This is a genomic window from Variovorax sp. GW822-FHT04E09 (genome assembly GCF_058800845.1).
This window is the reverse complement of record NZ_JBXAMR010000001.1, coordinates 1,189,600-1,214,398: the sequence shown is the minus strand read 5'-3', so window position 1 is coordinate 1,214,398 and position 24,799 is coordinate 1,189,600. Positions and strand designations below refer to the sequence as shown.

The 24,799-nt window shown below is 72.1% G+C and carries 13 protein-coding genes; 7 read left to right on the top strand and 6 right to left on the bottom strand.

Annotated elements, in window-relative coordinates; translation table 11 throughout:
• Nucleotides 1-18 precede the first annotated feature (18 nt).
• From AC1RL8_RS05660 to AC1RL8_RS05650, 3 genes are read left to right on the top strand one after another with little or no spacing between them, the layout of a single operon-like run.
• Nucleotides 19-2,841 (top strand): DUF802 domain-containing protein, encoded by a 2,823-nt coding sequence (locus tag AC1RL8_RS05660; protein ID WP_492684158.1) that lies wholly within the window; start codon nt 19-21, stop codon nt 2,839-2,841.
• Between the two features lies 1 nt (nt 2,842).
• Entirely contained in the window at nt 2,843-3,505 is a 663-nt protein-coding gene (locus AC1RL8_RS05655; RefSeq protein WP_492684157.1) for an OmpA family protein, read from the top strand.
• Entirely contained in the window at nt 3,498-4,154 is a 657-nt protein-coding gene (locus tag AC1RL8_RS05650; RefSeq protein ID WP_492684156.1) for a DUF2894 domain-containing protein, read from the top strand. Before AC1RL8_RS05655 ends, AC1RL8_RS05650 begins: the two co-directional genes overlap by 8 nt.
• Before the next feature lie 4 nt (nt 4,155-4,158).
• Here AC1RL8_RS05650 and AC1RL8_RS05645 read toward each other — a convergent pair whose 3' ends face one another.
• The 6 genes from AC1RL8_RS05645 to alkB all read right to left on the bottom strand — a co-directional run bounded on the left by AC1RL8_RS05645 (nt 4,159) and on the right by alkB (nt 9,683).
• Nucleotides 4,159-4,554 carry a VOC family protein gene (locus tag AC1RL8_RS05645; protein WP_492684155.1) on the bottom strand — a complete coding sequence of 132 codons (396 nt, stop codon included), beginning with the start codon at nt 4,552-4,554 and terminating at the stop codon, nt 4,159-4,161.
• 42 nt (nt 4,555-4,596) lie between these two features.
• Nucleotides 4,597-4,974, bottom strand: coding sequence for a YkvA family protein (locus AC1RL8_RS05640; protein ID WP_492684857.1), 378 nt, complete (start codon nt 4,972-4,974; stop codon nt 4,597-4,599).
• Between the two features lie 14 nt (nt 4,975-4,988).
• Nucleotides 4,989-5,324, bottom strand: coding sequence for a YnfA family protein (locus AC1RL8_RS05635; RefSeq protein WP_492684154.1), 336 nt, complete (start codon nt 5,322-5,324; stop codon nt 4,989-4,991).
• Between the two features lie 29 nt (nt 5,325-5,353).
• Nucleotides 5,354-7,036: an alpha/beta fold hydrolase gene (locus AC1RL8_RS05630; RefSeq protein ID WP_492684153.1), complete on the bottom strand. Its 1,683-nt coding sequence runs from the start codon at nt 7,034-7,036 to the stop codon at nt 5,354-5,356.
• A gap of 165 nt (nt 7,037-7,201) precedes the next feature.
• Nucleotides 7,202-9,019 carry an ABC transporter ATP-binding protein gene (locus AC1RL8_RS05625; RefSeq protein WP_492684152.1) on the bottom strand — a complete coding sequence of 606 codons (1,818 nt, stop codon included), beginning with the start codon at nt 9,017-9,019 and terminating at the stop codon, nt 7,202-7,204.
• A 7-nt stretch (nt 9,020-9,026) separates the two neighbouring features.
• Nucleotides 9,027-9,683 carry a DNA oxidative demethylase AlkB gene (gene alkB, locus AC1RL8_RS05620; protein ID WP_492684151.1) on the bottom strand — a complete coding sequence of 219 codons (657 nt, stop codon included), beginning with the start codon at nt 9,681-9,683 and terminating at the stop codon, nt 9,027-9,029.
• A gap of 191 nt (nt 9,684-9,874) precedes the next feature.
• Between alkB and AC1RL8_RS05615 the strand changes: the two genes are divergently transcribed.
• The 4 genes from AC1RL8_RS05615 (at nt 9,875) to AC1RL8_RS05600 (ending at nt 24,765) form a co-directional block, all read left to right on the top strand.
• A complete protein-coding gene (locus AC1RL8_RS05615) occupies nt 9,875-10,543 on the top strand; it encodes an STN domain-containing protein (RefSeq protein WP_492684150.1) in 669 nt (222 codons plus the stop codon).
• Nucleotides 10,544-10,550: 7 nt separating this feature from the next.
• On the top strand, nt 10,551-11,105 hold the full coding sequence (locus tag AC1RL8_RS05610; protein WP_070061142.1) for an RNA polymerase sigma factor: 555 nt from the start codon (nt 10,551-10,553) through the stop codon (nt 11,103-11,105).
• Nucleotides 11,105-12,115: a FecR family protein gene (locus AC1RL8_RS05605; protein ID WP_492684149.1), complete on the top strand. Its 1,011-nt coding sequence runs from the start codon at nt 11,105-11,107 to the stop codon at nt 12,113-12,115. The genes AC1RL8_RS05610 and AC1RL8_RS05605 overlap by 1 nt, the downstream gene beginning before the upstream one ends.
• A gap of 140 nt (nt 12,116-12,255) precedes the next feature.
• Complete coding sequence (locus AC1RL8_RS05600; protein ID WP_492684148.1) at nt 12,256-24,765, top strand: filamentous hemagglutinin family protein; 12,510 nt, start codon at nt 12,256-12,258, stop codon at nt 24,763-24,765.
• The last annotated feature ends 34 nt before the right edge of the window (nt 24,766-24,799 follow it).

Sequence of the window (24,799 nt, the reverse complement as noted above, 5' to 3'; positions counted from 1 at the left end):
AAGAGACAACAAGCTTCCATGAACAGATTTTTCCATTACGCCGTCTTCCTCGTGGGCCTGGCCGTCGTGTGCTGGGTCGGTGCCAGCTATGTCGGCCACAACCCGCTGGCCCTGGTGATCACGGCGCTGATCGGCGCGTTCTACCTGATGGGGGCACTGGAGCTGCACCGCTTCCACCAGGCCACCGGCACGCTGTCGCATGCGGTGAACGACCTGTCGGCGCCGCCGGCGAGCCTCGGCGATTGGCTCGCCGGCCTGCACCCTTCGCTGCGCAACGCGGTGCGCCTGCGCATCGAAGGCGAGCGCGTCGGCCTGCCGGGCCCGGCGCTCACGCCGTACCTCGCGGGCCTGCTGGTGCTGCTGGGCATGCTGGGCACCTTCCTGGGCATGGTGGTCACGCTCAACGGCACGGGGCTGGCGCTCGAAAGCGCGACCGACGTGCAGGCCATCCGCAACTCGCTGTCGGCACCCGTGCGCGGCCTGGGCCTGGCCTTCGGCACCTCGGTGGCGGGCGTGGCCGCGTCGGCCATGCTGGGCCTGGCCTCGGCGCTGTGCCGGCGCGAACGCCTGCTGGCCGGGCAGGCGCTCGACACGCTCATTGCCACGTCGCTGCGCGGCCATTCGCTGGCGCACCGCCGCGAAGAGTCGTTCAAGCTGATGCAGCAACAGGCCCACGCGATGCCCGCGCTGGTCGACCAGCTGCAGGCCATGGTGGCCGCGATGGACCGCCAGAGCCAGTCGATCAACGAACGCCTCGTCGCCAGCCAGGACACCTTCCACCAGAAGACCGAAGCCGCCTACACGGGGCTCGCCGCCTCGGTCGACCGCTCGCTCAAAGACAGCCTGGCCGACAGCGCCCGCATCGCCGGCGAAACCATCCAGCCCGTGGCGAAGGTCATGCCCGAGCTGGTCGGCCAGCTGCAGACCATGATGGCCGCGATGGAGCGCCAGACCCAGGCGCAGAACGACCGCCTCGTGGCCAGCCAGGACAGCTTCCACCAGAAGGCCGAGGCTGCCTACACGGGGCTCGCCGCCTCGGTCGACCGCTCGCTGAAGGACAGCCTGGCCGACAGCGCCCGCATTGCGGGTGAAACCATCCAGCCGGTGGCGAAGGTGATGCCCGAGCTGGTCGGCCAGCTGCAGACCATGATGGCCGCGCTGGAGCGCCAGGGCCAGGCACAGAACGAGCGCCTCGTCGCCAGCCAGGACAGCTTCCACCAGAAGGCCGAAGCCGCCTACAGCGGCCTGGCCGCATCCGTCGATCGCTCGCTGAAGGACAGCCTCACCGACACCGCCCGCATCGCCGGCGCGACGATCCAACCCGTGGTCGAGGCGGCCATGCTCGGCATCGCACGCGAAGCGGCGTCGCTGCAGGGCGGCATGGCGCAGGCCGTCGAACGGCAGCTCGAAGGCCTCACGGGCCGCTTCGAGGCCTCGACCGCCGGCGTGGCCGACACCTGGAAGGCTGCGCTGGCCGAACACGAGCGCGCGAGCGGGGCGCTGTCGAGCGACCTGCGCGGCACGCTCGAACGCTTTGCCGAAACCTTCGAGCAGCGCTCGGCCGCGCTGGTCGACGGCGTGTCGGCCCGCCTCGAAAGCACCGTGGGCAGCGTGTCCGACACCTGGGGCAGCGCGCTCGCGCAGCACCAGCGCGTCAGCGAAAAACTGTCCGGTGATTCGCACCAGGCGCTCGCCGCCGCGGCCGCCACCTTCGAACAGCATTCGGTGGCGCTGCTGCGCACCGTGGGCGAGGCCCACACCAGCCTGCAGACCGAACTGGCGGCGCGCGATGCGCAGCGCCTGTCGGCCTGGAGCCAGTCGCTCGAAGCCATGGCCGCGTCGTTGCAGAAGGAATGGCAGCAGGCCGGCGCGCACACGCTGAGCCAGCAACAGCAGCTGAGCGACACGCTGGCGCAGGCCGCGCGCGACGTGTCGGCGCAGGCCGAGGCGCACGCCAAGCAGACCGTCGCCGAAGTCGCGCAGCTGCTGCAGGCCGCGTCGGACGCGCCCCGCGCCGCCGCCTCGCTGCTCGACACCGTGCGCGAGGCGCACGCCAACCTGCAGACCGAGCTCGCCACGCGCGATGCGCAGCGCCTCGCGGCCTGGAGCGGCTCGCTCGAAACCATGGCCGCCTCGCTGCAGAAGGAATGGCAGCAGGCCGGCGCGCACAGCCTGAGCCAGCAGCAGCAGATGAGCGAGACGCTGGCGCAGACCGTGCGCGACATGTCGGCGCAGGCCGAGGCCAACGCCAAGCAGACCGTGGCCGAAGTCGCGCAGCTGCTGCAGGTGGCGGCCGAAGCCCCGAAGGCCGCGGCCGACGTGATCGCCGAGCTGCGCCAGAAGCTGTCCGACGGCATGGCGCGCGACAACGACATGCTCGAAGAGCGCAGCCGCATCCTCGGCACGCTCGAGACCTTGCTGGGCGCGGTGAACCACGCCTCGACCGAACAGCGCAGCGCCATCGACGCGCTCGTCACGGCCTCGGCCGACATGATGGAACGCGTGGGCAGCCGCTTCACCGAGAAGGTCGAGAGCGAGACCGAGAAGATGGCCGGCATCGCCGCGCAGATCACCGGCGGCGCGGTCGAGGTGGCGAGCCTGGGCGAGGCCTTCGGCTTTGCCGTGCAGCGCTTCGGCGAATCGAACGACAAGCTGGTGGCGCACCTGCAGCGCATCGAAGGCGCGCTGGGCAAGTCGCTGGCGCGCAGCGACGAGCAGCTGGCCTACTACGTGGCGCAGGCGCGCGAGGTGATCGACCTGAGCATCATGTCGCAAAAGCAGATCGTCGAAGACCTGCAGCAGTTCGCCAGCCGCCAGACCGCCGTGACCAGCGAGGCCTGAGATGGTGCGCGACGAGATCGACCTCGACGCCGGCCTGGAGCCGACCGTCCCCGTGTGGGCGGTGTTCGGCGACCTGATGGCGGGCATGCTGGGTGCGTTCGTGCTGATCCTGGTGTGCGTGCTCGGCATGCAGCTGGACCTGGCGAGCCGCCTTGAAACCGAGGTGCAGCAGCGCCGCGCCGAAGCGCAGCGCCGCGAGGCGCTCGAACAGGCGCTGGCCGGCCCGCTTGCCGCGGGCCGCGTGACGCTCAACAACGGCCGCATCGGCATCAGCGGCAGTGTGCTCTTTGCCTTCAATTCCGCCGACCTGCAACCCGGCGGCCGGCAACTGCTGAAAAGTCTGGCCGGCCCGCTGGGCGCCTACCTGAAGGCGCGCGACGAGATCCTGATGGTGAGCGGCTTCACCGACGACCGGCAGATGCGCGACGGCGCGCGCCTGTTCGCCGACAACTGGGAGCTGTCGGCCCAGCGCGCGCTCACCGTGACGCGCGCGCTGATCGAAGAGGGCGTGCCTTCGTCGTCGGTGTTCGCCGCCGCCTTCGGTGCCGAGCAGGCCGTGGCCTCGAACGGCGACGCCGAAGGCCGCGCGAAGAACCGGCGCGTGGAAATGGCGCCGACGCCCCGACCCAAGAACGCACCCGACGCTGCGAAGCCCCGTGAGTAACGACACCGCACCGGACGATCAGGTCGACGCGATCACGGCGCTCGACGCCTGGCGCGCGCGCGGCGATGACCGCTTCGACCCGGTGCGCTTCCGCTTCATCGAGGCGATGGCGCAGCGCGCGGCGGCGCACGAGGGCGAGGCACGGCGCCTGCTGGACGCGCGACTGGCCAGCCTCATGGCGACCTACCGCGCTGATCTGGAGAAGGTCGCACCCGAGGCCGAAGCGCCGGCCGAGGCGCCGTTGCACACCGCGCTCGCCGAGCTGATGAACCACATCGCCCAGCTCGCGCCGCTGCCGCCGCCGCCCGACGCGGAGGCGACCGACGGTGACACCGTGCCCAGCCTCTCGACCGCGCCTGAGCTCAAGACGCTGAGCTACTTCCGCGGCACCTGGTCCAAGCTCGCCGCCGACCAGCGCGTGACGCAGTCGCTCGCCAAGGTGCCGAAGAACGCCGGCCCGCTCAACACGCACCACCTGGTGCAGCGCGCGCTCACGCTGATGCGCGACCTGTCGCCGCAGTACCTGCAGCGCTTCATGGCGCACGTCGATGCGCTGCTGTGGGTCGAGCAGGTGAACGCCGCCGCCGAGGCCGCGCGCGTGGCGCGCACCGAGAGCCCGCGCAAGAGTTCGCGCAGCCGCGCGAGCTAGAAGCTCAGCCCGCCGCGTCGTGGCACACGACGCACAGCTTGTTGCCGTCCGGGTCGCGGAAGTACGCGCCGTAGTAGTCGGGGTGGTAGTGCGCGCGCAGCCCCGGCGGGCCTTCGCAGCTGCCGCCGTGCGCGAGCGCGATGCGGTGCACCGCGTCGACCATCGCCCGCGTGCCGGCGGTGAACGCCGCCATCTGGCCGTTGCCCGCGTCGTGCGGCCGGCCGTCGTGGGGCTTGCAGATCACGAAGAAGGGCCGTGCGCACCCCGCGCTGTGCCAGCCCGCCCAGGGCTTTGCCGGCTCGCAGAAGCGGCGCTCCAGGCCGAGGCCGTCCATCACCGCGTCGTAGAAGGCCAGCGCGCGGTCGAAATCGGAGACGCTGAAGAAGACATGGGAAAACACATCGGCTCCTTGTGAAGAGGATGAACTTCCAGCGGATTGTCGTCAGCGCGACCAGAGCCACCAAGCCAATCCGGCCGCCACCAACACCCAGATGCCGATGACCAGAGCCATGCCGGCCTTGCTCTTCGGCTTGCTGCCCGTGCGCGTCATCCATTCCTCGGCCCGCGCGCGGCTGCGCACGATGACCTCGGGCGGCAGCAGGCGCACCGCGAGCCAGATCAGGGCGGGCAGCAGCAGCACGTCGTCGAGGTAGCCGAGCACGGGAATGAAGTCGGGAATCAGATCGATGGGGCTCAGCGCATAGGCCACCGTGAACCAGCACAGCGCCTTCGGCAGCCATGGCGTGGCAGGGTCGCGGCAGGCGAACCAGAGGGTGACGGCGTCGCGCTTGATGCGGCGCGCCCAGTCGCGCAGGTTCATCGCAGCCACGCGCCTCAAGCCGCGCTGCGCGGCCCGAACATGATGATGCCCATGCCGACGAAGCACACGGCCACGCCGACCCAGTCGCTGGTGGACGGCGTCACCTTGTCCACGGCCCACAGCCACAGGATGGCCACGCCGATGTAGACCCCGCCGTAGGCCGCATACACGCGGCCCGCGGCGGTCGGGTGCAGCGAAAGCAGCCACGCGAAGAGCGCCAGGCTCAGCGCCGCGGGCACCAGCAGCCAGGCCGACTGGCCCTGCTTGAGCCACAGGTAGGGCAGGTAGCAGCCGACGATTTCCGCGAGCGCGGTCGCGATGAAGAGGCCGAGGGTCTTGAGCAGGTCCATGCCGCCATTGTGGCGGCCGACCGTTGATGTCAGGGCTGTCGTCCGGGCCCGGTGCCCGGGCGCGACGAAGGCTCCCACACATCGGGCGTGGTGGCGACCAGCGACTTGAAGTCTTTCCACGGCCGCGCGCCCGGCACCGTGCGCCCGCCGACGATCACCACCTTGGCGTAGGCCACCATGCGCTCGCGCAGGTAGCGGCGCTCGGACTCGGGCCAGGTCTCGATGGCGTGCGGGCCGCGCGACAGCACGATCTCCTTCACGCCGCGGATGCGGTTGTAGGCGGCCACGGTGCCTTCGAGCGATTCGGCGCGGTCCCACAGGCCCTTGCCGAAGAAGGCGGCGGGCCAGCGGTCCATGCCCGCGAGCGTGGCGGAGTTCGGATAGAACAGGATGTGGTGCTCCGCCGCCATGCCGCCCAGGAACAGGTTGCGGTCGGCCAGGTCGGGCGCGTCGGGCAGGTAGCCCGCGCCGCTGGCGAACGACGACAGCAGGATGGCCCCGCGGATGTTGCGCCAGCCGCGCGCCGGCGTGCAGTTGGGCACGGGCATGTCGAAGCTGCAGGCGGCCACGTAGTTGCGCGTCATGGCCCAGGCGGTCGACATCGAGCCGCGCGAGTAGCCGCCCAGCACCAGCGGAATCTCGCTGGCCTTCTGGCCCGCCAGCAGCCGGCCGCGCGCGGCATTGCCTTCGAGCAGCTGGCCCGAAGCCGTGAGCACCCGCAGGCCCTGGCCGTGCTCGAGCTGCGCGAGCACGCGGAACACGTCCTCGCCTTGCTCCAGCGTGTTGGTGTCGCTCACGCCGCCCGACAGGCCTTCGCCGCGCCGGTCGTAGGCCAGCACGTCGAAGCCGGCCTGGTTCAGCGCGTGCAGGTTCTCGCGCCACCAGCGCTGGCCCATGGCCTCGGTGGTGCCGTTGGGGAAAGACACCGGCACGGCCTTGCCGCTGGCGCCCTCGATGCGGTAGGCCACCTCGTCCGGGTGCTGGAGGGCCGTGAGCTGCCCGCCACCGCCCGCCGCCATGACGGCGAGGGCACGCACCTTGCGGCCGCGCCCGTCGTCCACGCCCGCGCCTTCGAGGTACCAGCCGCGCAGTTTGATCGGGTCGGCGAGCTTCAGGTCGAGCCGCTCGAAGGTGTCGCGCGGCACGGTGAACTCGACGATGTGGGTGCGCGCGTCGGCCTCGGCAATGCCTTCGCGGTAGGGCGCCTTCGCGAAGAAGGCGGGGCGGCGGATCTGCTTCAGGTCGACCGTCGCGCTGTCGGCATCGATGCGCCCGGCCGGATCGACCGCGCCGGTCACGCGCGTGGCGCGCGCCTTGTTGGGCGGCAGCCAGCGCTGCATCTGTGCGTTCACGCGCTCGAAGCAGGCCGGCTCGGCCTTGCAGGTGCGCCAGCGCGCCTTGAGCTGGTCGTCGGTGAATGCACCGACGTGGTAGTCGCCGCCTGCATAGTTGGTGGGCACGGGGTAGGCGCTCATGAGCACCGGCACGCACACGCGCGGACCGCCGGCGTTCACCGCGGTGCCGGCCTGCGGCAGCAGGTAGCCGCCCACCCGCGCGTTGCGGTCGGCGCCGACCCAGGCCATGCAGTCGGTGGGCGGCGGCTTGCTGGCGGCGGCCTGGCGCTGTTCGGCCGTGGTGCCGGTGGTGCAGGCGGACAGGCCCAGCAAGGCACCGAGCAGGGCGAGCGGAAGGGTGGCGCGGGAGGAACGCATGGGGCGGGAAACGCTCGCGGAATGAAGAACCATGTGATTTGAACGCAGCCGAGGCGCAAAAAGGGACCGCGCAGGACCAAGCGTGAACAAATGGATGCCGATACTGTTGCAGAAGGCATGCCAGCGCGGCGGGTGTGAACGCCGCGTTCTGGCGCAGGAGGGTTCCTACTGCTTGTGACCGGACGCGGCCTCCCGAAGCATCGGCTGGCGCGCCATCACCTCGTCGCGCGGGCCGTGGTCGCGCACATGGCCGGCTTCCATGAGGATCACCGTGTCGAAGCGTTCGAGCAGGCTCAGCCGGTGCACCGAGGCGATCACGCAGGCCTGCGGAAACGCCGCCGCGATGCGCCCCAGCACGCGCGCCTCGGTGGCGGCGTCGAGCGCGCTGGTCGGCTCGTCGAGCAGCAGCAATGAACTGCCTTCGGCTGCGAGCACGCCGCGCGCCAGGCACAGCCGCTGGCGCTGGCCGCCCGACAGGTTGAAACCGCGTTCCGAGATGGCGCTGTCGAGGTCGCCGTGCGTGGCCTTCAGCACCTCGTCGAAGGTGCTGGTGTGCAGCGCGGCGCGCAGGCGCGCGTCGTCGCAGGGACGACCGAAGGCCAGGTTCTCGCGCACGCTGGCCTCGAACAGCTCGGTCTCCTGCGGGATCAGCGTGGCGAGCTGGCGCAGCCGGGCCCAGTCGGTCCGCTCGCCGTCGAGCGAGAGCGTGCCGCCGTGCGGCGCATACAGGCCGGCCAGCACGCGCAGCAGCGTGCTCTTGCCGCCGCCGCTGGGCCCCACGAGCGCCACGCGCTGGCCCCGGCGCAACGTGAGCGCCACGTCGTGCAGGCCGCTGCGCGTGGGCGCGGCCGGGTCGTCCGCGACGGCACCGCGCGGGGCGTAGCGCCATTGCAGCTGCGCGACCTGCAGCTGCGTCCACGGCGCCTGGGCGTCGATGCGTTCGTGCGCCGGCACCTCCTCGGGCGGGGCCTCGAGCGTGGGGCTCGTCGGCGCGTGCCAGATCGGTTCGGCGCTGCTGTAGTCGGTGTGCATGCGCGCAAAGAAACTGAAGTTGGCCGCCACCGAGGTGACCACGCCCGCCGCCTGCTGCGCGTACTGGTAGATCATGAACACCGCGCCCAGCATCACGGCCTGGCCCGGCGCGCGCGCCTGCCACACATAGATCACGACCAGGCCCCAGGTCAGCGCCAGCCCCATCAGGTCGACCGCGAACCACTTGCCCTCGTTGAGCACCACGGTGCGCTTCAGCGGCAGCGACACGGCCGCCATGCGGCGGCGCAGCAACAGGCGCGACGCGCCCTGCAGCCGCAGGCCGATCACCGTCGAGGCGTTGCCCAGGAAGTCGAGCAGCGCGGCCACGTAGCGCCGGTCGGCGTCGTTCTCGGCGCGCGCGAGCTTCATGAGCGCGCGGTCGATGCGCACGATCACCACGCCGATCAGCACATAGCCCGCGAGCGCGGTCACGCCGCTGGTGCGCGACAGCAGCGCCAGCGCCACCAGCGGCCCGACGAAGTTGACGGCGTTGGTGAGCCAGATGAACTGGTTCTGCGCGAAGTCGGCGAGCGCGCGGCTGGCCTGGTGCACGCGGTGCTGCAGCTCGCCCGAGTGGTGGCTGTCGTGCCAGGCGAGCGGCGCGGCGGCGATGCGCGCATAGAGCTGGTCGGCCAGCGTCTCGCGCACCTTCAGGCCCACGTTGCGCTCGAGGATGCGGCCGGGCCCGTGCAGCGCCCACGCGCCGACGTACACCCCCGCGAGCGTGGCGATCCAGCGGCCCGCCGCAGGCAGGTCGCCGCGCTGCAGTGCGTTGATGGCCTGGCCGGCGAGGTAGGGCAGCGTGAGGCGGATGAGCTGCGAGCTCGCGAGCAGCGCGGTGGCGGCCAGCAGCTGCGCACGCGCACCGGCCGCGAAGTGCCACAGCGCGGCGTAGAGCGCGCGGATGGCGCGGCCGGGGGATTCGGTGGTGGAGGTGGTCGAACTCGTCATGCGTGCATCAACCTGCCTTGCGGAAGGTGAGGTTGATGCGCTGCGCGCCGAGCCGCGCCTGCAGCGGATGCGGTGCGTCCTTGAGCGGCAGCACGCCATGAAAGCGCAGCCGGTCCACGCCGCCCCACACCACCACGTCGCCGTGCACCAGCGGAATGCGGGTGGTCTTGTCGGCGCGCGCGAGCCCGCCGAACTGGAACACCGCCGGCATGCCCAGCGACACCGACACGATCGGCGCGCCGTGGTCGCGCTCGTCGCGGTCCTGGTGCAGCGAGAGCCGGCTGCCCGGCTGGTAGCGGTTGACCAGGCAGGCGTCGGGCGCAAAGCCGTCGAAGCCGGCCAGCGCCGCCGCGTCGCGCGCCAGCTGCGCAAAGGCCTCGGGTATCGCGGGCCAGGGCGCGCCGCTGTCGGGATCGACCGCGCTGTAGCGGTAGCCGCGCCGGTCGCTGGTCCAGCCGAGCGCGCCGCAGTTGGTCAGCGCGACCGACATGGTGAAGCCGCCCGGCGTGACCAGGTGGCGAAACGGCGCGCGTGCCGCCACGTCGTCGATGGCGTCGAGCAGCGCCTCGGCGCGCGGCAATGCAAAGCCCGGCAGCACGAAGGCGGCCGGGCCGATCGGCTCGCGCGCGGCGCGCGGCGGGGCGTCGAAGAGGTCGAACGTCATGGGGGCATTGTCGCCAGCGGCAGGGGCGCTTCGGACCGTGGCGGTGGCTGCGATGCATTCAAGCTGTCACAAAGCGTCACTAGCATTCCGAGCACCAAAGCAGTACGCGGCACCGGCCCGGCGCCTGCGATTCCTCCTTCGTCACAGGACCCGGCATGTCTCGCGTTGCTCGGTCACGGTGGGTGTGTGTCTTGACCCTGATCCTCGGAATTCTGTCCCTCGCGGCCGTGTCGCATGCCGGCGGACCTGCGCCTTCGCCCGATGCGGCGGGGCGCATCGCCTTCGACCTGCCGGCCCAGCCGCTGGCCACCGCCGTGCAGGTCTACGCGCAGGCGACGGGGCAGTCCGTGTTCTTCGACGGGCAGCTCACCGCCGGCCTCGAATCCGCCGCGTTGCACGGCCTGTTCACTCCGCGCGAGGCGCTGCAGCGCCTGCTGGCCGGCACGCGGCTGGCCGCGCGCCACACCGACGCGCGCACCTTCACGCTGGTCGAGGCCGAGGTGGCGGCGCCCGTGGTTGCGACGGCGCCGGCCACGCCCGCCGTCCCCGCCATGTCCCCGCGTGACGCGCGCGTGGTGCAGCAGGCGCTGGAGCGCACGCTGTGCCGCTGGCCGCATGCGCGCCCGGGCACCTACCGCGCGCTCGTGCAGCTGTGGGTCGGGCCCGGCGGCCATGTGCGGCGCACGCGGCTGCTCAGTTCCACCGGCCTGGCGCAGCGCGACGCCGCGCTCGAAGCCGCGATGAACACGCTGGTGCTCGACCGTCCGCCCGAAGGCGAGGCCGACCAGCCGCTGACCGTGCTGCTGCTGCCGCGCACCGGCGACCGCCCCGACGTCTGCGACGCAGCGGTTTCTCCCTGAGCACGCCGTGGAACAGGACACCCCCGGCTTCCTGCGCAGCCTGCTGACCAGCCGCTACATCGACTTCCGCAACCGGCTGCGCCGCCGCCTGGGCTCGGAAGAGCAGGCCGACGACGTGCTGCACGAGACCTGGCTGCGCGTGCAGCGCATGAGCGACCCCGGCCCGGTGCAAAGCCCCATGGCCTACCTGCTGCGCATCGCGTCGAACGTGGCGGAAGACCGGCGCATCTCCCACGGGCGGCTGCTCGACTTCGTGGAGGTCGAGGAGCTGCTGCATTTCTCGGACGACAGCCACGACCCGGCCCGCGTCTCGGAGGCGCGCAGCGAGGTGCAGGCGCTGGAGCGCGCGCTCGAGGAGCTGCCGCGCCGCCGCCGCGACATCTTCATCGCCTCGCGCGTGGACGAGACGCCGCATGCCGACCTGGCGCGGCGCTACGGCGTGTCGGTGCGCATCGTCGAGCGCGAAGTGAAGGCTGCGCTGGTGCATTGCGCGGGTCGTTTGGGGCGCGATGTGATCCAGCGGTTCGGTCCCGGGGCCGGAAAACAGTCTGAGAAGACATGATGGCCGCATCCACTCCAATCGATCGCGACCGCGCCGCGCTGGAAACGCAGGCGCACGACTGGCTCGTGCGCCTGACCTCCGGCCGCGCCACCACCGGCGACGCGCAGGATTTCCGCCGCTGGTGCGCCCGCAGCCCGCAGCATGCGCAGGCCATGGCCGAGGCGACGCGGCTGTGGGACCTGACCCGGCCCGCTGCCGAAGCGGTGGCACGGCGCATGCCCGCGATGGACACACCGCCGCGCGCGGCCATCGCCATGTCGCGCCCGCCGATGTTCGGCCGCCGCCAGTTCCTCGGCGCCGCGCTCGCGGCCGGTGCCGCCGCCTTCGTGGTGGTGCGCCCGCCGGCCGGCCTGTGGCCCGCGCTGTCCGACATGACGGCCGACTACCGCACCGGCACCGGCGAGCAGCGCCGCGTGGTGCTGGCCGACGCGGCGGCGGTGGTCGAGATGAACACGCAGACCAGCCTCAACCTCGCGCGCGGCGCCGAGGGCGAGCCGCCCGTGCTCGACATGCTCGGCGGCGAGGCGCAGGTGCAGCTCGACGCGGCGCGCCGCGCGCCCTTCACCATGACCGTGGGCGGCGCGCGCCTCGTGGCCGCGTCGGCCAGCCGCTTCAATGTGCGCGCCACCGGCGGCGAGGTGTGCGTGACCTGCTTCGCGGGCTCGGTCGAGCTGCGCGACGGCGAGCGCGTGCTGGTGGCGGGCGAGGCGCAGCAGATCCGCTACGGCGGCCGGCGCGAGGCCGAGGTGGCGCGCGCGCCCGACCTCGCGGCGGTGGCCGCCTGGCGCGAGCGCGTGTTGGTGTTCGACGACACGCCGCTCGCGGCCGTGGTCGACGAGATCAACCGCTACCGGCCGGGCCGCCTGATCGTCACGCGCGCCGAACTCGGCCGCCGCAAGGTGCAGGCGCGGCTGCGGCTGGACGAGCTGCCGCATGTCGAGACGCTGATCGCCGTGAGCTACGGCGCGAAGCTCACCAGCCTGCCCGCCGGCATCGTGCTGCTCGGATAGCCGCGCTGTGTGACGTGGCTGTGAAAAAAGCGGCGCGTCGTCTTCGTTCGCAAATTCTCCCGAACTTTTGCAGCGCGCGTGTCGGTCGCATCCGGTGAGCCCGGTCTCTTCTCCAGAACGGTTTTTCTCTGGGGTATGACATGAGCAACAAGACATTCCGCCGCGCGCCGGTCGCGCACGCCGCCGCCCTCGCGCTGGCCATGGCGGGCCTGGCGGGCAATGCACAGGCGCAGCGCGCCTTCAGCGCCGCGTGGATGGCGCAGAAGAACGTGGCGCAGGGCACCGCCGTGGTCACGGGCTACCTGCCCAACGGCACGCCGGCCTCGATGCTGACCAACCCGCTGGCGCAGCAGCAGAAGGCCAACGAGCAGCTGCGTCAGTCGCTCGGCAACCTGGGCCTCGCGGCGCAGGCGATTGCCGCGCAGCAGGCCGCGCAGGCCGCCGCACGCGCCGCCGCGCTGAACGAACCCTCGGTGCCCGACGGCCTGGCCGAGGGCGGCCTGAAGGTCGACACGAATTCGCTCAGCGCCGGCTGGCTCAACGCCCGCGCGCTCAACCGCGATTCGCAGAAGCAGGTCGACGGCCGCACCGTCGTCACCGTGGAGCAGACGGCAGACAAGGCCATCCTGAACTGGGAGACCTTCAACGTCGGGCGCAACACCACGGTCGATTTCAAGCAGCAGGCCGACTGGGCCGTGCTCAACCGCGTGAACGACTCGAAGGCGCGGCCTTCGCAGATCCAGGGCCAGATCAAGGCCGACGGCACGGTGCTCATCGCCAACCGCAACGGCATCGTGTTCAGCGGCACCAGCCAGACCGACACGCGCAACCTGGTGGCGGCGGCCGCCCACATCGGCGACGACCAGTTCAAGGCGCGCGGCATCTACTCGAACGACACCGCGCCGAGCTTCACCACGCGCAAGGAAGACCAGGGCAAGGTCGAGGTGCAGGCCGGCGCACGGCTGACCACCAAGGAGCCCGGCTCCGTCACGCAGGGCGGCGGCTACGTGCTGCTGCTGGGCAAGGAGGTGGCCAACGCCGGCGAGATCGCCGCGCGCAAGGGCCAGGCGCAGCTCGCGGCGGGCGACAGCTTCGTGATCCGCAAGGGCATGGGCACGGAGGCCAATGCCTTCTCGACCACGCGCGGCAACGAGATCGCGCCGCAGTTCGCGGCCGACAGCACGGCGGGCACGGTGCGCAACACCGGCCTCATCGTGGCGCGCGAAGGCGACATCACGCTGGCCGGCCGCGACGTGCGCCAGGACGGCGTGGCGCTGGCCACCTCCACCGTCGCCGTGCGCGGCACGGTGCACCTGCTGAACTCGGCCGCCGACACGCGCGGCAACGTGGCCGTCGGCAAGGGCGCGGTCACGGCCGTGCTGATCGAGGACGACGGCAAGGCCAGCGCGCTCGACAGCCAGCGCGACGCGCTCATCAAGGAATCGGCCGCGCAGGACGCCGCGCGCGCGCTCGTGCCGCCCGCGCTCTTCGACAACCTCTCGCGGCTGTCGGACCGCCGCGACCAGTCGCGCATCGAGATCGTCTCGGGCGGCGACATCCGCTTCGAGGGCGAGTCGCTCACGCTGGCCACCGGCGGGCAGATCGCGGCCAGCGCCACGCGCCGCAGCTTCGTGGCCGACAAGGCGCGCCTCGATGTGTCGGGTGCGGTGGGCGTGAACGTGACGATGGAATCGAACAACGTCAAGGTCAACGTGCAGGGCAACGAGATGCGCGACGCCCCGCGCAACCGCGAGAGCGGCAAGCTCTTCAACAACGACGTGTGGATCGACCGGCGCAAGCTCGTGCGCGTGGCGCCCGGCGTGGGCGGCTACGAGGGCGAGCGCTGGTACGCGGCGGGCGGCCTGCTGGAGGTCGGCGGCTACCTGGGCAACCAGGGCCACGGCATCGGCGAATGGGCCGCGCAGGGCGGCACCGTGGTGCTGGGCGGCAGCGAGGTGGTCACGCAGGCGGGCTCGAAGGTCAACCTGTCGGGCGGTTCGCTCAACGTGCAGACCGGCAAGATCTACCAGACCTGGCTCAAGGGCAGCGACGGGCGGCTGTACAACCTGAACAGCGCGCCGTCGGACCTGCTGTACGACGGCGTCTACAAGGGCTTCGAGGCCGAGCACGTGCGCTGGGGCAAGGCGAACACCGACTATTTCTACAACCCGCTGATCGGGCCGCAGCGCAAGCTGGAGAACGGCTATACCGTCGGGCGCGACGCCGGCCGGCTGGTGGTGAGCGCGCCCACGGCGGTGCTCGAAGGCGACATCGTGGCCGAGGTGTTCAACGGTGCGCAGCAGACGCGCGCCCGCGACGCCGCGCTGGACGACGGCTACCGCCAGTCGCAGAGCGCGGTGGCGCGCGGCGGCGTGCTGGCGGTGGGGCGCTACGGCGCACTGGGCCGCATCGACCTGTTCGACACCGACGTGCGCTTCGGCGACGTGGCACCGGTCACGCAGCAGATGGCCGCAGCCGACGCGCTGGCCGACGAGCGCATCGGCACGCTGTGGCTCGACGCGGCGCACCTGAATGCGCAGCGCCTGTCGGTGCTCGACATCGGCACGCGCGGCAGCGTGGCCGTCGAGAAAGCGCTCACGCTGGCCGACGGCGGGCGCATGAACGTGCTCGGCGCGTTCATCGACATCGGCGCCGACGTCACGGTGCGCGGCGGCGCGCTGGAAGCCGGCAATGTCTTCACGTCGCCGGTGGCGGGCGCCCAGCCGCGCGCGCTGGTGAAGGACGCCGATTCGTCGCTCACCGTGCGCGACGGCGTCACGCTCGACCTGCGCGGACGTCGCGTCGACATCGGCACGGCGCCTGAAGACTCGGCCACGCTCGCGGTCATCGACGGCGGCACGGTGCGCCTCGAATCGACGCACGGCGTGACGGTCGGGCAGGGCAGCCTGATCGACGTGTCGTCGGGTGCGGCGCTGCTGGCCAAGGGCAAGCAGAAGGGCGGCAAGGGCGGCAACGTGACGCTGGTGGCCGACTCGGCCGCGTCGCCCACCGATGCGAAGGGGCGCCTGTCGCTCGGCGGCGAGATCCGCGGCCATGGCGTGAACGGCGGCGGCACGCTGAAGATCGAAACGGGCCACGCGCTGCTCATCGGCCCCGACCCGGCGTTGTCGGACGCGACGCAGCTCGTGCTCGACGCGTCGCGCCTGCAGTCGGGCTTTTCCACCTACGACTTCAACGGCCACGCGGGCCTCACGGTCGCGCCGGGCGCGCAGCTCGACGTGCTCATGCCGGTCTATCGCATCGCGCCCGGGGCCGGTGCCGACCATGAAGGCGGCATCGGGTTGCAACTCTGGACGCCGCCGCTGCTGCAACAGGACTCGGTGAACCGCCAGGTCGTGCAGCGCCAGGGCGCCGACCTCGTGCTGCGTTCGCAGCGCCGCATCACCGAAGGCGGCAACCTCGCCATCGGCGCGGGCGCGGTGGTGACGGTCGATCCGGGCCGCTCGATCCAGCTGCTCGGCGGCGGCCTGAGCAGCTTCGTGGTCGATGGCCGGCTCAACGCCTGGGGCGGGCGCATCGCCATCGACATCGAGGCGCCGGCCTTCAACTCGCCGCTGAGCACTTCGCTGCAGCCGCACAACCGCTCGGTGTGGATCGGCGAGGGCGCGGTGCTCGACGTGGCGGCGCGCGCGCAGACCGGTGTCGATGACGACGGCCGCCACTACGGCACGGTGCGCAACGGCGGCACCATCTCCATCGGCGGCGCGCTCGACTGGGAAGCCAAGGGCGCGGCCAACGCACCCGACCTCGCGATCGTGATCCGCCCCGGCGCGCTGCTCGATGCCTCGGGCAGCCATGCGCGCATCGACGTGCCGGCGGCCGGCGGCCTGTGGCGCGAGCTCGACGTGGCCAGCGACGGCGGCAGCATCGTGCTCAAGTCGGCGCACAGCCTGTACCTGGACGGCACGCTGCGTGCCCACGCGGGCGGCGCGAATGCGGCGGGCGGCACGCTCGCGGTGGCGCTCGAAGCGCCGGTGTTCTCGAAGATCTACACCGTCGACGACGCCGTGCGGCAGGCGCGCGAGCTGGTGATCTCGCAGACGCAGCAGCCCAGCGGATTGCCGGACACCCTCAAGCCGGGCCATGCCGATGCGGCACTGGCCTACGGCAAGGGGCGCCTGAGCGCGGACCAGGTGCGGGACGGCGGCTTCGGCAACCTCTCGCTGCTGGTCAACGGCCTGCTGAGCTTCGACGGCCACGTCGACCTCACGACCGCGCAGAGCCTGCGCCTGTACGCCGGCAGCTTCGCGCTGGCCGACAGTGCGGCGACCGATTCGAACGTGCGGCTTGCCTCGTCCTACCTGCGGCTGGCCGGCGTGACCGGTGCGCCCAAGCAGGACAACGAGGTGATCTACACCACCACCTGGCGCCACGGTGCATCGACCCGCGCGAGCGAGGCCACCTTCACGGCCGAGGCCGACCACATCGACATCCGCGACCGCGTGGGCTTCGGCGCGCACGGCGAGATCGCCATGAAGACCGGCCCCGCGCAGGTGGTGGACCGCCGCGGCTTCGACGCCGTGCACATGACCAGCCGCGGCGACCTGCGCCTGCTGGGTGGCACGCCCACGCTCGGCCTGCTGGGCGCGACCACGACCGAGCTGGCGACGCTGGGCGACCTCACGCTCACCGCCGCGCAGATCTACCCCGCCACCGGCGCCAACGCGCAGATCCGTGCGGGCTACGACGAGGGCCGCGTGCTCGACATCCGTCGCCAGGTCGAGGGCGACGTGGCGATGCCGCAGTCGGCATTCGGCACGCTCGCGCTCGGCGGCGGCACGGTGCGCCAGGGCGGCATCGTGCGCGCGCCGCTGGGCAACCTCATCGTGGGACAGGACGGGCGCAGCACCTTCGAGGCGCGCGCCAGCGTGGTCGACCTGCTGCCGGGCAGCATCACCTCGGTCAGCGGCGCCGGCCTGCTCATGCCCTACGGCGGCACGACCGACGGCATCGGCTACAGCGTGGCCGGCGCGCCCATCGACAAGCGCGCCATCGGCAGCAGCGGCATCCTGCTCACGGGCGACAGCGTGCTCGGGCACCAGGGCGCGCTGCTCGACCTGTCGGGCGGCGGCGAGCTCACGGGCGCGGGCTTCGTGAGCGGTCGCGGCGGCTCGGTGGACGTGCTGCGCACGCCGCTGGCCAATGCCAATCCGGCCAACACCTTCAGCAAGGCGGGCAACGGCGTGTACGCCATCGTGCCGGGCTTCCAGGGCGGCTACGCGCCGGTGTCGCCCGACGTGGGCGCGGGCGAGCCGGTCATCGGCCGGCAGGTCACGCTCGATCACGACGTGGGCGGGCTCAAGGCCGGCACCTACACGCTGCTGCCTTCGACCTACGCGCTGCTGCCCGGTGCCTTCCGCGTGGAAGTGGGGGCGCAAAGCGCGCTGCCCGCGACGCCGCTGCCGGCCGGCTACGGCTCGTACGTGGCGAGCGGCTACCTCGGCGTGGCGAACACGGCGGTGAAGTCGTCGCTGGCCAGCCAGCTGGTCGTCACGCCGGCGGCGCTGGTGAAGCAGCACGCCAGCTACAACGAGATGGGCTACGACGCCTTCGTGGTGGCCGATGCGGCACGCCGCGGCGGCGTGCGCGGCGAGATCGCGGCCGATGCCCGCAATCTGCTGCTGGACTACTTCTATTCCAAGCCGAAGGACGGCGTGTCGATGCTGCAGTTCGACGGCCAGGCGCTGTTCAACCCGGCGGTCGGCAGCGCGGGCTTCGGCGGCACGCTGTCGGCGAAGGGCATCGCCATCGAGGTGACGGCGCCAGGCGCGCAGCGCACGGCCGGGTTCACGGGCGCGTCGCTGCAGGCCGACCAGCTCAACGCCTTCGGCGCGCCACGGATGATCCTGGGCGGCCAGATCGATCTGCCGTATGCCGACAACTACGCAACCTTCAAGTCGAACACCGGCCATGTCGTCGTGCGCAGCGGCGCGACCTTGCGCGGCGCGGAAATCTTCCTCGTGGCCGGCGGCTACGGCGACGGCATCCAGGTGGAGCAGGGCGCGTCGCTGAACACGCTGGGCGCCGGTGCGCCGGCCTACGATTCCACCGACGGCGTGGTGTTCTCGGCGGGCCTTGGCGGGGTGCTGGGCCTGTCGAACGGCTGGATCAACCTGCTGCCGCCCGTCGCCGGGGGGATACCCGCCATGGTCCAGATCGGCGCGTGCCCCAGCGGCGCCTGCACCGGCCACACCACGCTGTACGGCGAGGGCACGCTGGCCGTGGCCACCAACCGCTCGTTCACGATGGCCGACAACGTGCGCTATGGCGCGAAGAACCTGCTGCTGGCGGTGTCCTCGGTCAACCTGGGCAGCGACGCGGCGCTGCAGCAGGCCTCCGCCAACGGCCAGCTGCCGTCGGGCCTGTCGATGAACCAGGTCATCCTGGCGAACCTGCTGGCCGGCAACAAGGGCGAAGGCGTGCCCGCGGTCGAGACGCTGGTGCTGAACGCGCGCGAGTCGGTGAACATCTACGGCGCGGTGTCGCTGGACACGCTCGACCCCGCCACCGGCGTGTCGTCCATCGAGCGGCTGGTGCTGGGCACGCCCGCCATCTACGGCTACGGCGGCGCGGGCGACACCGCGAAGATCACGACCGGCGAATTCATCTGGACCGGCCTCACGCCGCGCCCGCCCGGCAACGACGAGATCTTTCCCGGTGGGAACGCACCGGGCGGCGCCATCGGCAGCCTGCTGGGCCACGGCACGCTCGACGTGTCGGCCGCGCGCATCGTGCTGGGCCACGCGCCCAACACGCAACCCGACGCGGGCTACTCGGCGGACCGACTCGCACTGGGCTTCGGCACGGTCAACCTGAACGCGAGCGAGCGCATCACCGCCAACGGCAAGGGCACGCTGGGCGTGTACCACCAGCAGGGCGCGTACGTGACGGGCAAGGGCTACGACCACACGGGCGGCCAGCTGAACCTGCGCACCCCGCTGCTCACCGGCGAGGCCGGCTCGAACAACCGCATCACGGCGGGCGGCGACATCGTGGTGAGCGCACCGGCAGGCGCGCAGCCCGCCGGTGACGCGGCGCTGGGCGCGCAACTGGCGCTCACCGGTCGCAACATCACCATCGACGGCACGGTCGGCCTGCCCTCGGGCAAGCTGCAGCTCACGGCCAGCGGCGACGTGACGTTGGGCGCCAATTCGCGCATCGACCTCGCGGGCCGCGCCGTGAAGTTCTTCGAGCAGACGCGCTACAGCCGCGGCGGCGACCTGGAGGTGACGAGCTCGGCCGGCAACATCGTGCAGGCGGCGGGTTCGGTGATCGACCTGTCGGCCACGCACAACCGCGGCGGCACGCTGCAGGCGACGGCGCTGGGCGCCGGCGCGGGCCGCATCGACCTGGGCGGGCGCATCCTCGGCACCGCGAGCGGCACGTACGACGCGGGCGGCACCATCGTGCCCTACGACGCGGCCGAGATCAGCCTGCGCGGCCAGACCGTGGCCGACTTCGCGGGCCTGAACACGCGCCTCAACGAAGGCGGCGTGACCGGCGCGCGCCGCTTCCAGATCAAGCAGGGCGACCTCGCCATTGGCGACGAAGTGAAGGCGCGCGTGGTCGAGGTCACGCTCGACGGCGGCAGCCTCACGGTGAACGGCCGCATCGACGCCAGCGGCTTCCAGGTGGGCGCGATCCGCCTCGCGGCCAAGGGCGACCTCACGGTGAACGGCACGCTCGACGCGCACGCCACCGGCCTGCGCGTGGACAGCTACGGCAAGATCATCGACAGCCCGAACAGGGCCATCGTCGACCTCACGAGCACGCACGGCACGCTGACGCTGGGCGGCGGCGCGGCCATCGACCTGCGCGCCGGCACGGCCGTGGGCGCGACGCAGGGCAACGACGGCGCATCGCGCGGCACGCTCGCACTGAACGCGCCGCGGCGCGGCGACAACGACGTGGCGGTGAACGTCGCCGGCACGCCCGCGATCCAGGGCGCGAAGACCATCGCGGTCAACGCCTTCCGCACCTACAGCGACGCACCGCTGGCGAGCGCGCCCGACGTCACGGGCCACGTGCCGCAGCTCATCACGCAGAAGTACCTCGACGAGATCGACGGCCACAGCAGCGCCTTCATCGACAAGGCGCTGGCCAACACCTCGCTGTCGGCGCGCCTGGCGGGCCTGGGCAGCTACCACCTGCGCCCCGGCGTGGAAATCGTCAGCAGCACCGGCGAGGGCGACCTCAGCGTGGTCGGCGACATCGACCTCTCGGGCTACCGCTACGGCCCCGGCGCGAACCGCACCGACCCGGCGCGGCGCGGCTTTGGCGAGCCCGGCGTGCTGGTGATCCGCGCGGGCGGCAACCTCAACGTGTACGGCAGCATCAACGACGGCTTCGCGCCGCCGCCGGCCACGCCCGACGACAAGGGCTGGTACCTCACCGAGCAGCGCACGAAGTTCGGCACGCCGTTCACGCCCGACGGCGGCGACATCGTCGTGCCGATCGACGGCGTGGTGCTCGACAAGGGCACCGTGTTCCCGAAAGACGCGCTGCTGAACTACGACGTGCCCGCCGAAGCCATGGCGCTGCCGGCCGGCACGGTGCTGCCCGTGACCGTGACCTTGGGCGCGGCCTACACGCTGCCCGCCGGCACGGTGCTGCGCGCCAACGTCTACAACGCCGACGGCAGCGTGCGCCTGAAGGCCGGCACGGTGCTGGGCGAGGCCGTGGTGCTGGACAGCGGCATGAAGCTGGGCGCAGGCACCGCGCTGCGCGCCGAGGCCAGCGTGCAGGCGATGGTGTGGCCCAAGGGCGTGCGCCTGCCGGTCGCGATGAAGGCCGACGGCACCATCGCGCTGGCGCGCGGTGCGGTGATTCCGTCGCTGACCGATGTGCAGCTGCCGAACGACGCGGCCGTCAATCTGCGGCCCGAAGTCGATGGCGTGCAGGGCCGCAACTGGGCCGTGGCGCCGATGCTGGGGCAGGGCGCGACGAGCTGGAGCCTGCAGCTCACGGCCGGCGCCGACCTAGACTCGGCCGACCGCCGCGCGGTCGACCCGGCCAAGCACGGCGCGCTCATCCTGGCCGACAGCCACGCGATGTACAACGTCAAGCTCACGCCGGGTGGCAGCGGCTTCCTGTGGGGTCCGAACGGGCCCATGTGGGGCCACGACGAGGGAACGCCGATGGACCCGCTGGATTTCGAGGCGGGCTACTGCGACTGGGGCGGTGAGGGCACCTGCGTGGTCGACCCGGCGCGCCTTTCCTACTTCTGGGGCCCCAACGGCGACGACTGGGACCCGAGCTTCGTCGAGGGCACGCCGGTGCTGCCCGAATACGTCACGATCTGCGAGTGGGGGCCGGGCATCTGCACGACGGTCATCAACCCCGTCAAGGACGTCACCAAGTACACGCCGCTGTCGCCGATGTTCAGCGTGCTGCGCACCGGCACGGGCGACCTGGGCCTGGCGGCGGCGGGCAACTTCGTCATGGAGTCGCCGTTCGGCGTCTACACGGCCGGCACGCGCTCGGCGCCGCTGCTCGACGCCAACGGCCTCGACCCCTTCAACCTCGCACGCGGCAAGGCCGTCGGCGGCTCGGTGATCGGCCCGCAGACGGCGGACTACAGCGCCGCGCTCGCGGCCTACCAGGCCTGGTACCCCGAGCAGGGCGGCAACCTCGACATCACGGTGGGCGGCAATGTCGTCGGCGACGTCTGGGGTCATTTCGGGGGCGAGCGCGGACAGGCGCCGAGCGCCGCGGTGGGCAGCTGGCTGTGGCGCCAGGGCTCGGGCACGGCCCTGGCCGGCAGCGACCGCATCGCGACGTCGTGGTGGATCAACTTCGGCGCCTACGCACTGCCGGCCGGTGCGCAGGTCAGCACCGACAGCAGCCCCGAGCCCTTCCTGGTGGGCTTCACCGGCATGGGCACGCTGGGCGGCGGCAACCTCACGCTGCGCGCGGGCGGCGACGCGGGCCTCACCACGCGGCTGGGCAACGGCCAGGTCTGGCAGCGCAGCGAGGCCATCGTGGCGGCGGTCGGCAGCACGGGCCGCGTCGATGCGAACGGGCAACTGACGCTCACCGGCGGCGGCGACCTGCAGCTGCGCATCGGCGGCGTGGTCAATCCGAACCTGGCCGCGGCGCAGTACGGCAGCTCTGGCACCAATACGCAGTACCAGGACCTCAACGGCGCCCTGGTCAACCTGCGCGGCGCGGCCACCGTGTCGGCCTCCGCCATCGGCGGCGTCGAGGTGCGCTACCGCAAGTACGCGTTCTCGCTGCCGGGCCAGGAGGGCGATGTGAAGGACACGCGCCCCATCGACCCCTTCACCCCGACCATCGGCGTCGGCAATGCCGGCATCGTGCTCGTGCCGGGCGACTCGGCGATGTACCTGGACACGCCGGGCGACCTAGTGCTCACCAGCGTGGCCGACGCGGGCCGCGCGCGGGTGCCGAACAGCTCGGCATTCAAGTTCGGCGGCACCGAGTACGGCATCGGCCAGGGCTGGTTCACGCTGTGGACCGACCGCACCGCGATCAACCTGTTCAGCGCGGGCGGCAACCTCACGCCCGGCACCGACCTGGCGAACCGGGAGGCCGCCGGCCGGTACCTGGGCAGCATCAACATGAGCGACAACGTCACGGTCTACCCGTCGATCCTGCGCGCGACGGCGGCCTCGGGCAGCCTGTACTTCGGCTTCTCGGCCACGCCCGCCACGCAGGCGCCCGGCCGCGCGCTGGTGCTCGCGCCGTCGCCATCAGGGGCGCTCGAGTTCCTGGCGGGCAACTCGCTGTTCGGCGGCGGCTATCCGGTGGGGATGTCGGGCGCGGTCACGCCGCTGCCCACGCCCTGGGCGCCCGCCTTCGTGGGCTACAACTCGCGCCAGCAGCCGGTGGTCTACAACACCAGCCCGGAGGGCTCGATGGTCGGATCGCCCGGCGTGCCGAACTACGGGGTGGTCGACAACCACCCTCTGTTCGCCTTCGGACCGGACACGCTGGGCCCCCGCGCGCTGCACGCAGCCGATGCGCCGCCCTCGCTGTTCTATGCCGTGCGCGGCGACATCCTGGGCCTGGCCAGCGGCACGGCGCGCAAGGTGCAGGCCAGCGGCGAGCCCGCGCCCGAGACCTGGTACCGCTCGGCCGCGCCGGCGCGCATCCGCGCCGGGCGCGACATCGTCGGCACCGAGGCGCTGATCGTGAACAACGACCCGCGCGACGTGTCGCTGGTGCAGGCCGGGCGCGACATCCTGTATGCGAACCTGCAGGTGGCGGGCCCCGGCACGCTGGAGGTGTCGGCCGGCCGCCATATCACGCAGGACGACCGCGCCAGCGTGGTGAGCCGTGGTGCGCTGGCCGAGGGCGACACGCGCCCCGGCGCAAGCATCGCGATGATGGCCGGCATGGGCCCGATGGGCGTGGGCGGGCCGGACTTCTCGGCCATCGCCGACCGCTACCTCGACCCCGCGAAGCGCGCCGAGTCGGGCCCCGGCCAGTCGCTGGCGAGCCAGCCGGGCCGCGTGGTGAAGACCTACGACGCCGAGCTGGCCGCATGGCTCAAGGAACGCTACGGCTTCGTCGCCACCAGCGCCGACGTGAAGGACCCGGGCAGCGCGCTCGCGTACTTCAAGGCGCTGGCGCCCGAGCAGCAGCGCGTGTTCCTGCGCGGCGTGTACTTCGCCGAGCTGCGCGCCGGGGGCCGCGAGTACAACGACGTGGACGGCCCGCGCTACGGCAGCTACCTGCGCGGGCGCGGCATGATCGCCACGCTGTTCCCCGACCTCGACGCGGCGGGCCAGGAGATCGTGCGCACCGGCGACATCATCCTGTACGGCCCCTCGGGCGTGCACACCGACTTCGGCGGCGACATCCAGATGCTCGCGCCGGGCGGGCAGATCGTGGTGGGCGTGCAGGGCGCGGTGCCGCCGGGCAGTGCGGGCGTGATCACGCAGGGCATGGGCCACATCCAGCTGTTCAGCGAAGGCAGCCTGCTGCTGGGCCTGTCGCGCGTGATGACCACCTTTGGCGGCGACGTGCTGGCCTGGTCGGAGCAGGGCGACATCAACGCCGGCCGGGGTTCCAAGACCACGCTGGTCTACACGCCGCCCAAGCGCGTGTACGACAACATCGGCAACGTGAAGCTGTCGTCGCAGGTGCCCAGCTCGGGCGCCGGCCTGGCCACCTTGGCGCCCATCGCCGAAGTGCCGGCGGGCGACATGGACCTGATCGCGCCGCTGGGCACCATCGACGCGGGCGAGGCGGGCATCCGCGTGTCGGGCAACGTGAACCTCGCGGCCCTGCAGGTGGTGAACGCGGCCAACATCCAGGTCAAGGGCGAGTCGGCCGGCCTGCCGGTGGTGGCTTCGGTGAATGTGGGCGCGCTCACCAACGCCAGCGCGGCGGCCTCGCAGGCCGTGGGCGCGGCGCAGGAGGCGATGCAGCGCGAACGCGCGGCGGCGCGCCAGGCGCTGCCGTCGGTGTTCTCGGTGCGCGTGCTGGGCTTCGGCAACGAGGCCGCCGACGGCGCCGCCGCGCCGTCCGATGCGGGCCGCGCTGCGGCGCGCCCGGTGGGCTACGACGCGCACAGCCCGGTGCAGGTGCTGGGGCGCGGGCCGCTGGGCGATGCGCAGAAGACCAAGCTCACGGCGCAGGAGCGGCGTTTGCTGGGGCAGTGAGAGGGAAGGGCGGCAGATGAAATTTTTGTGACAA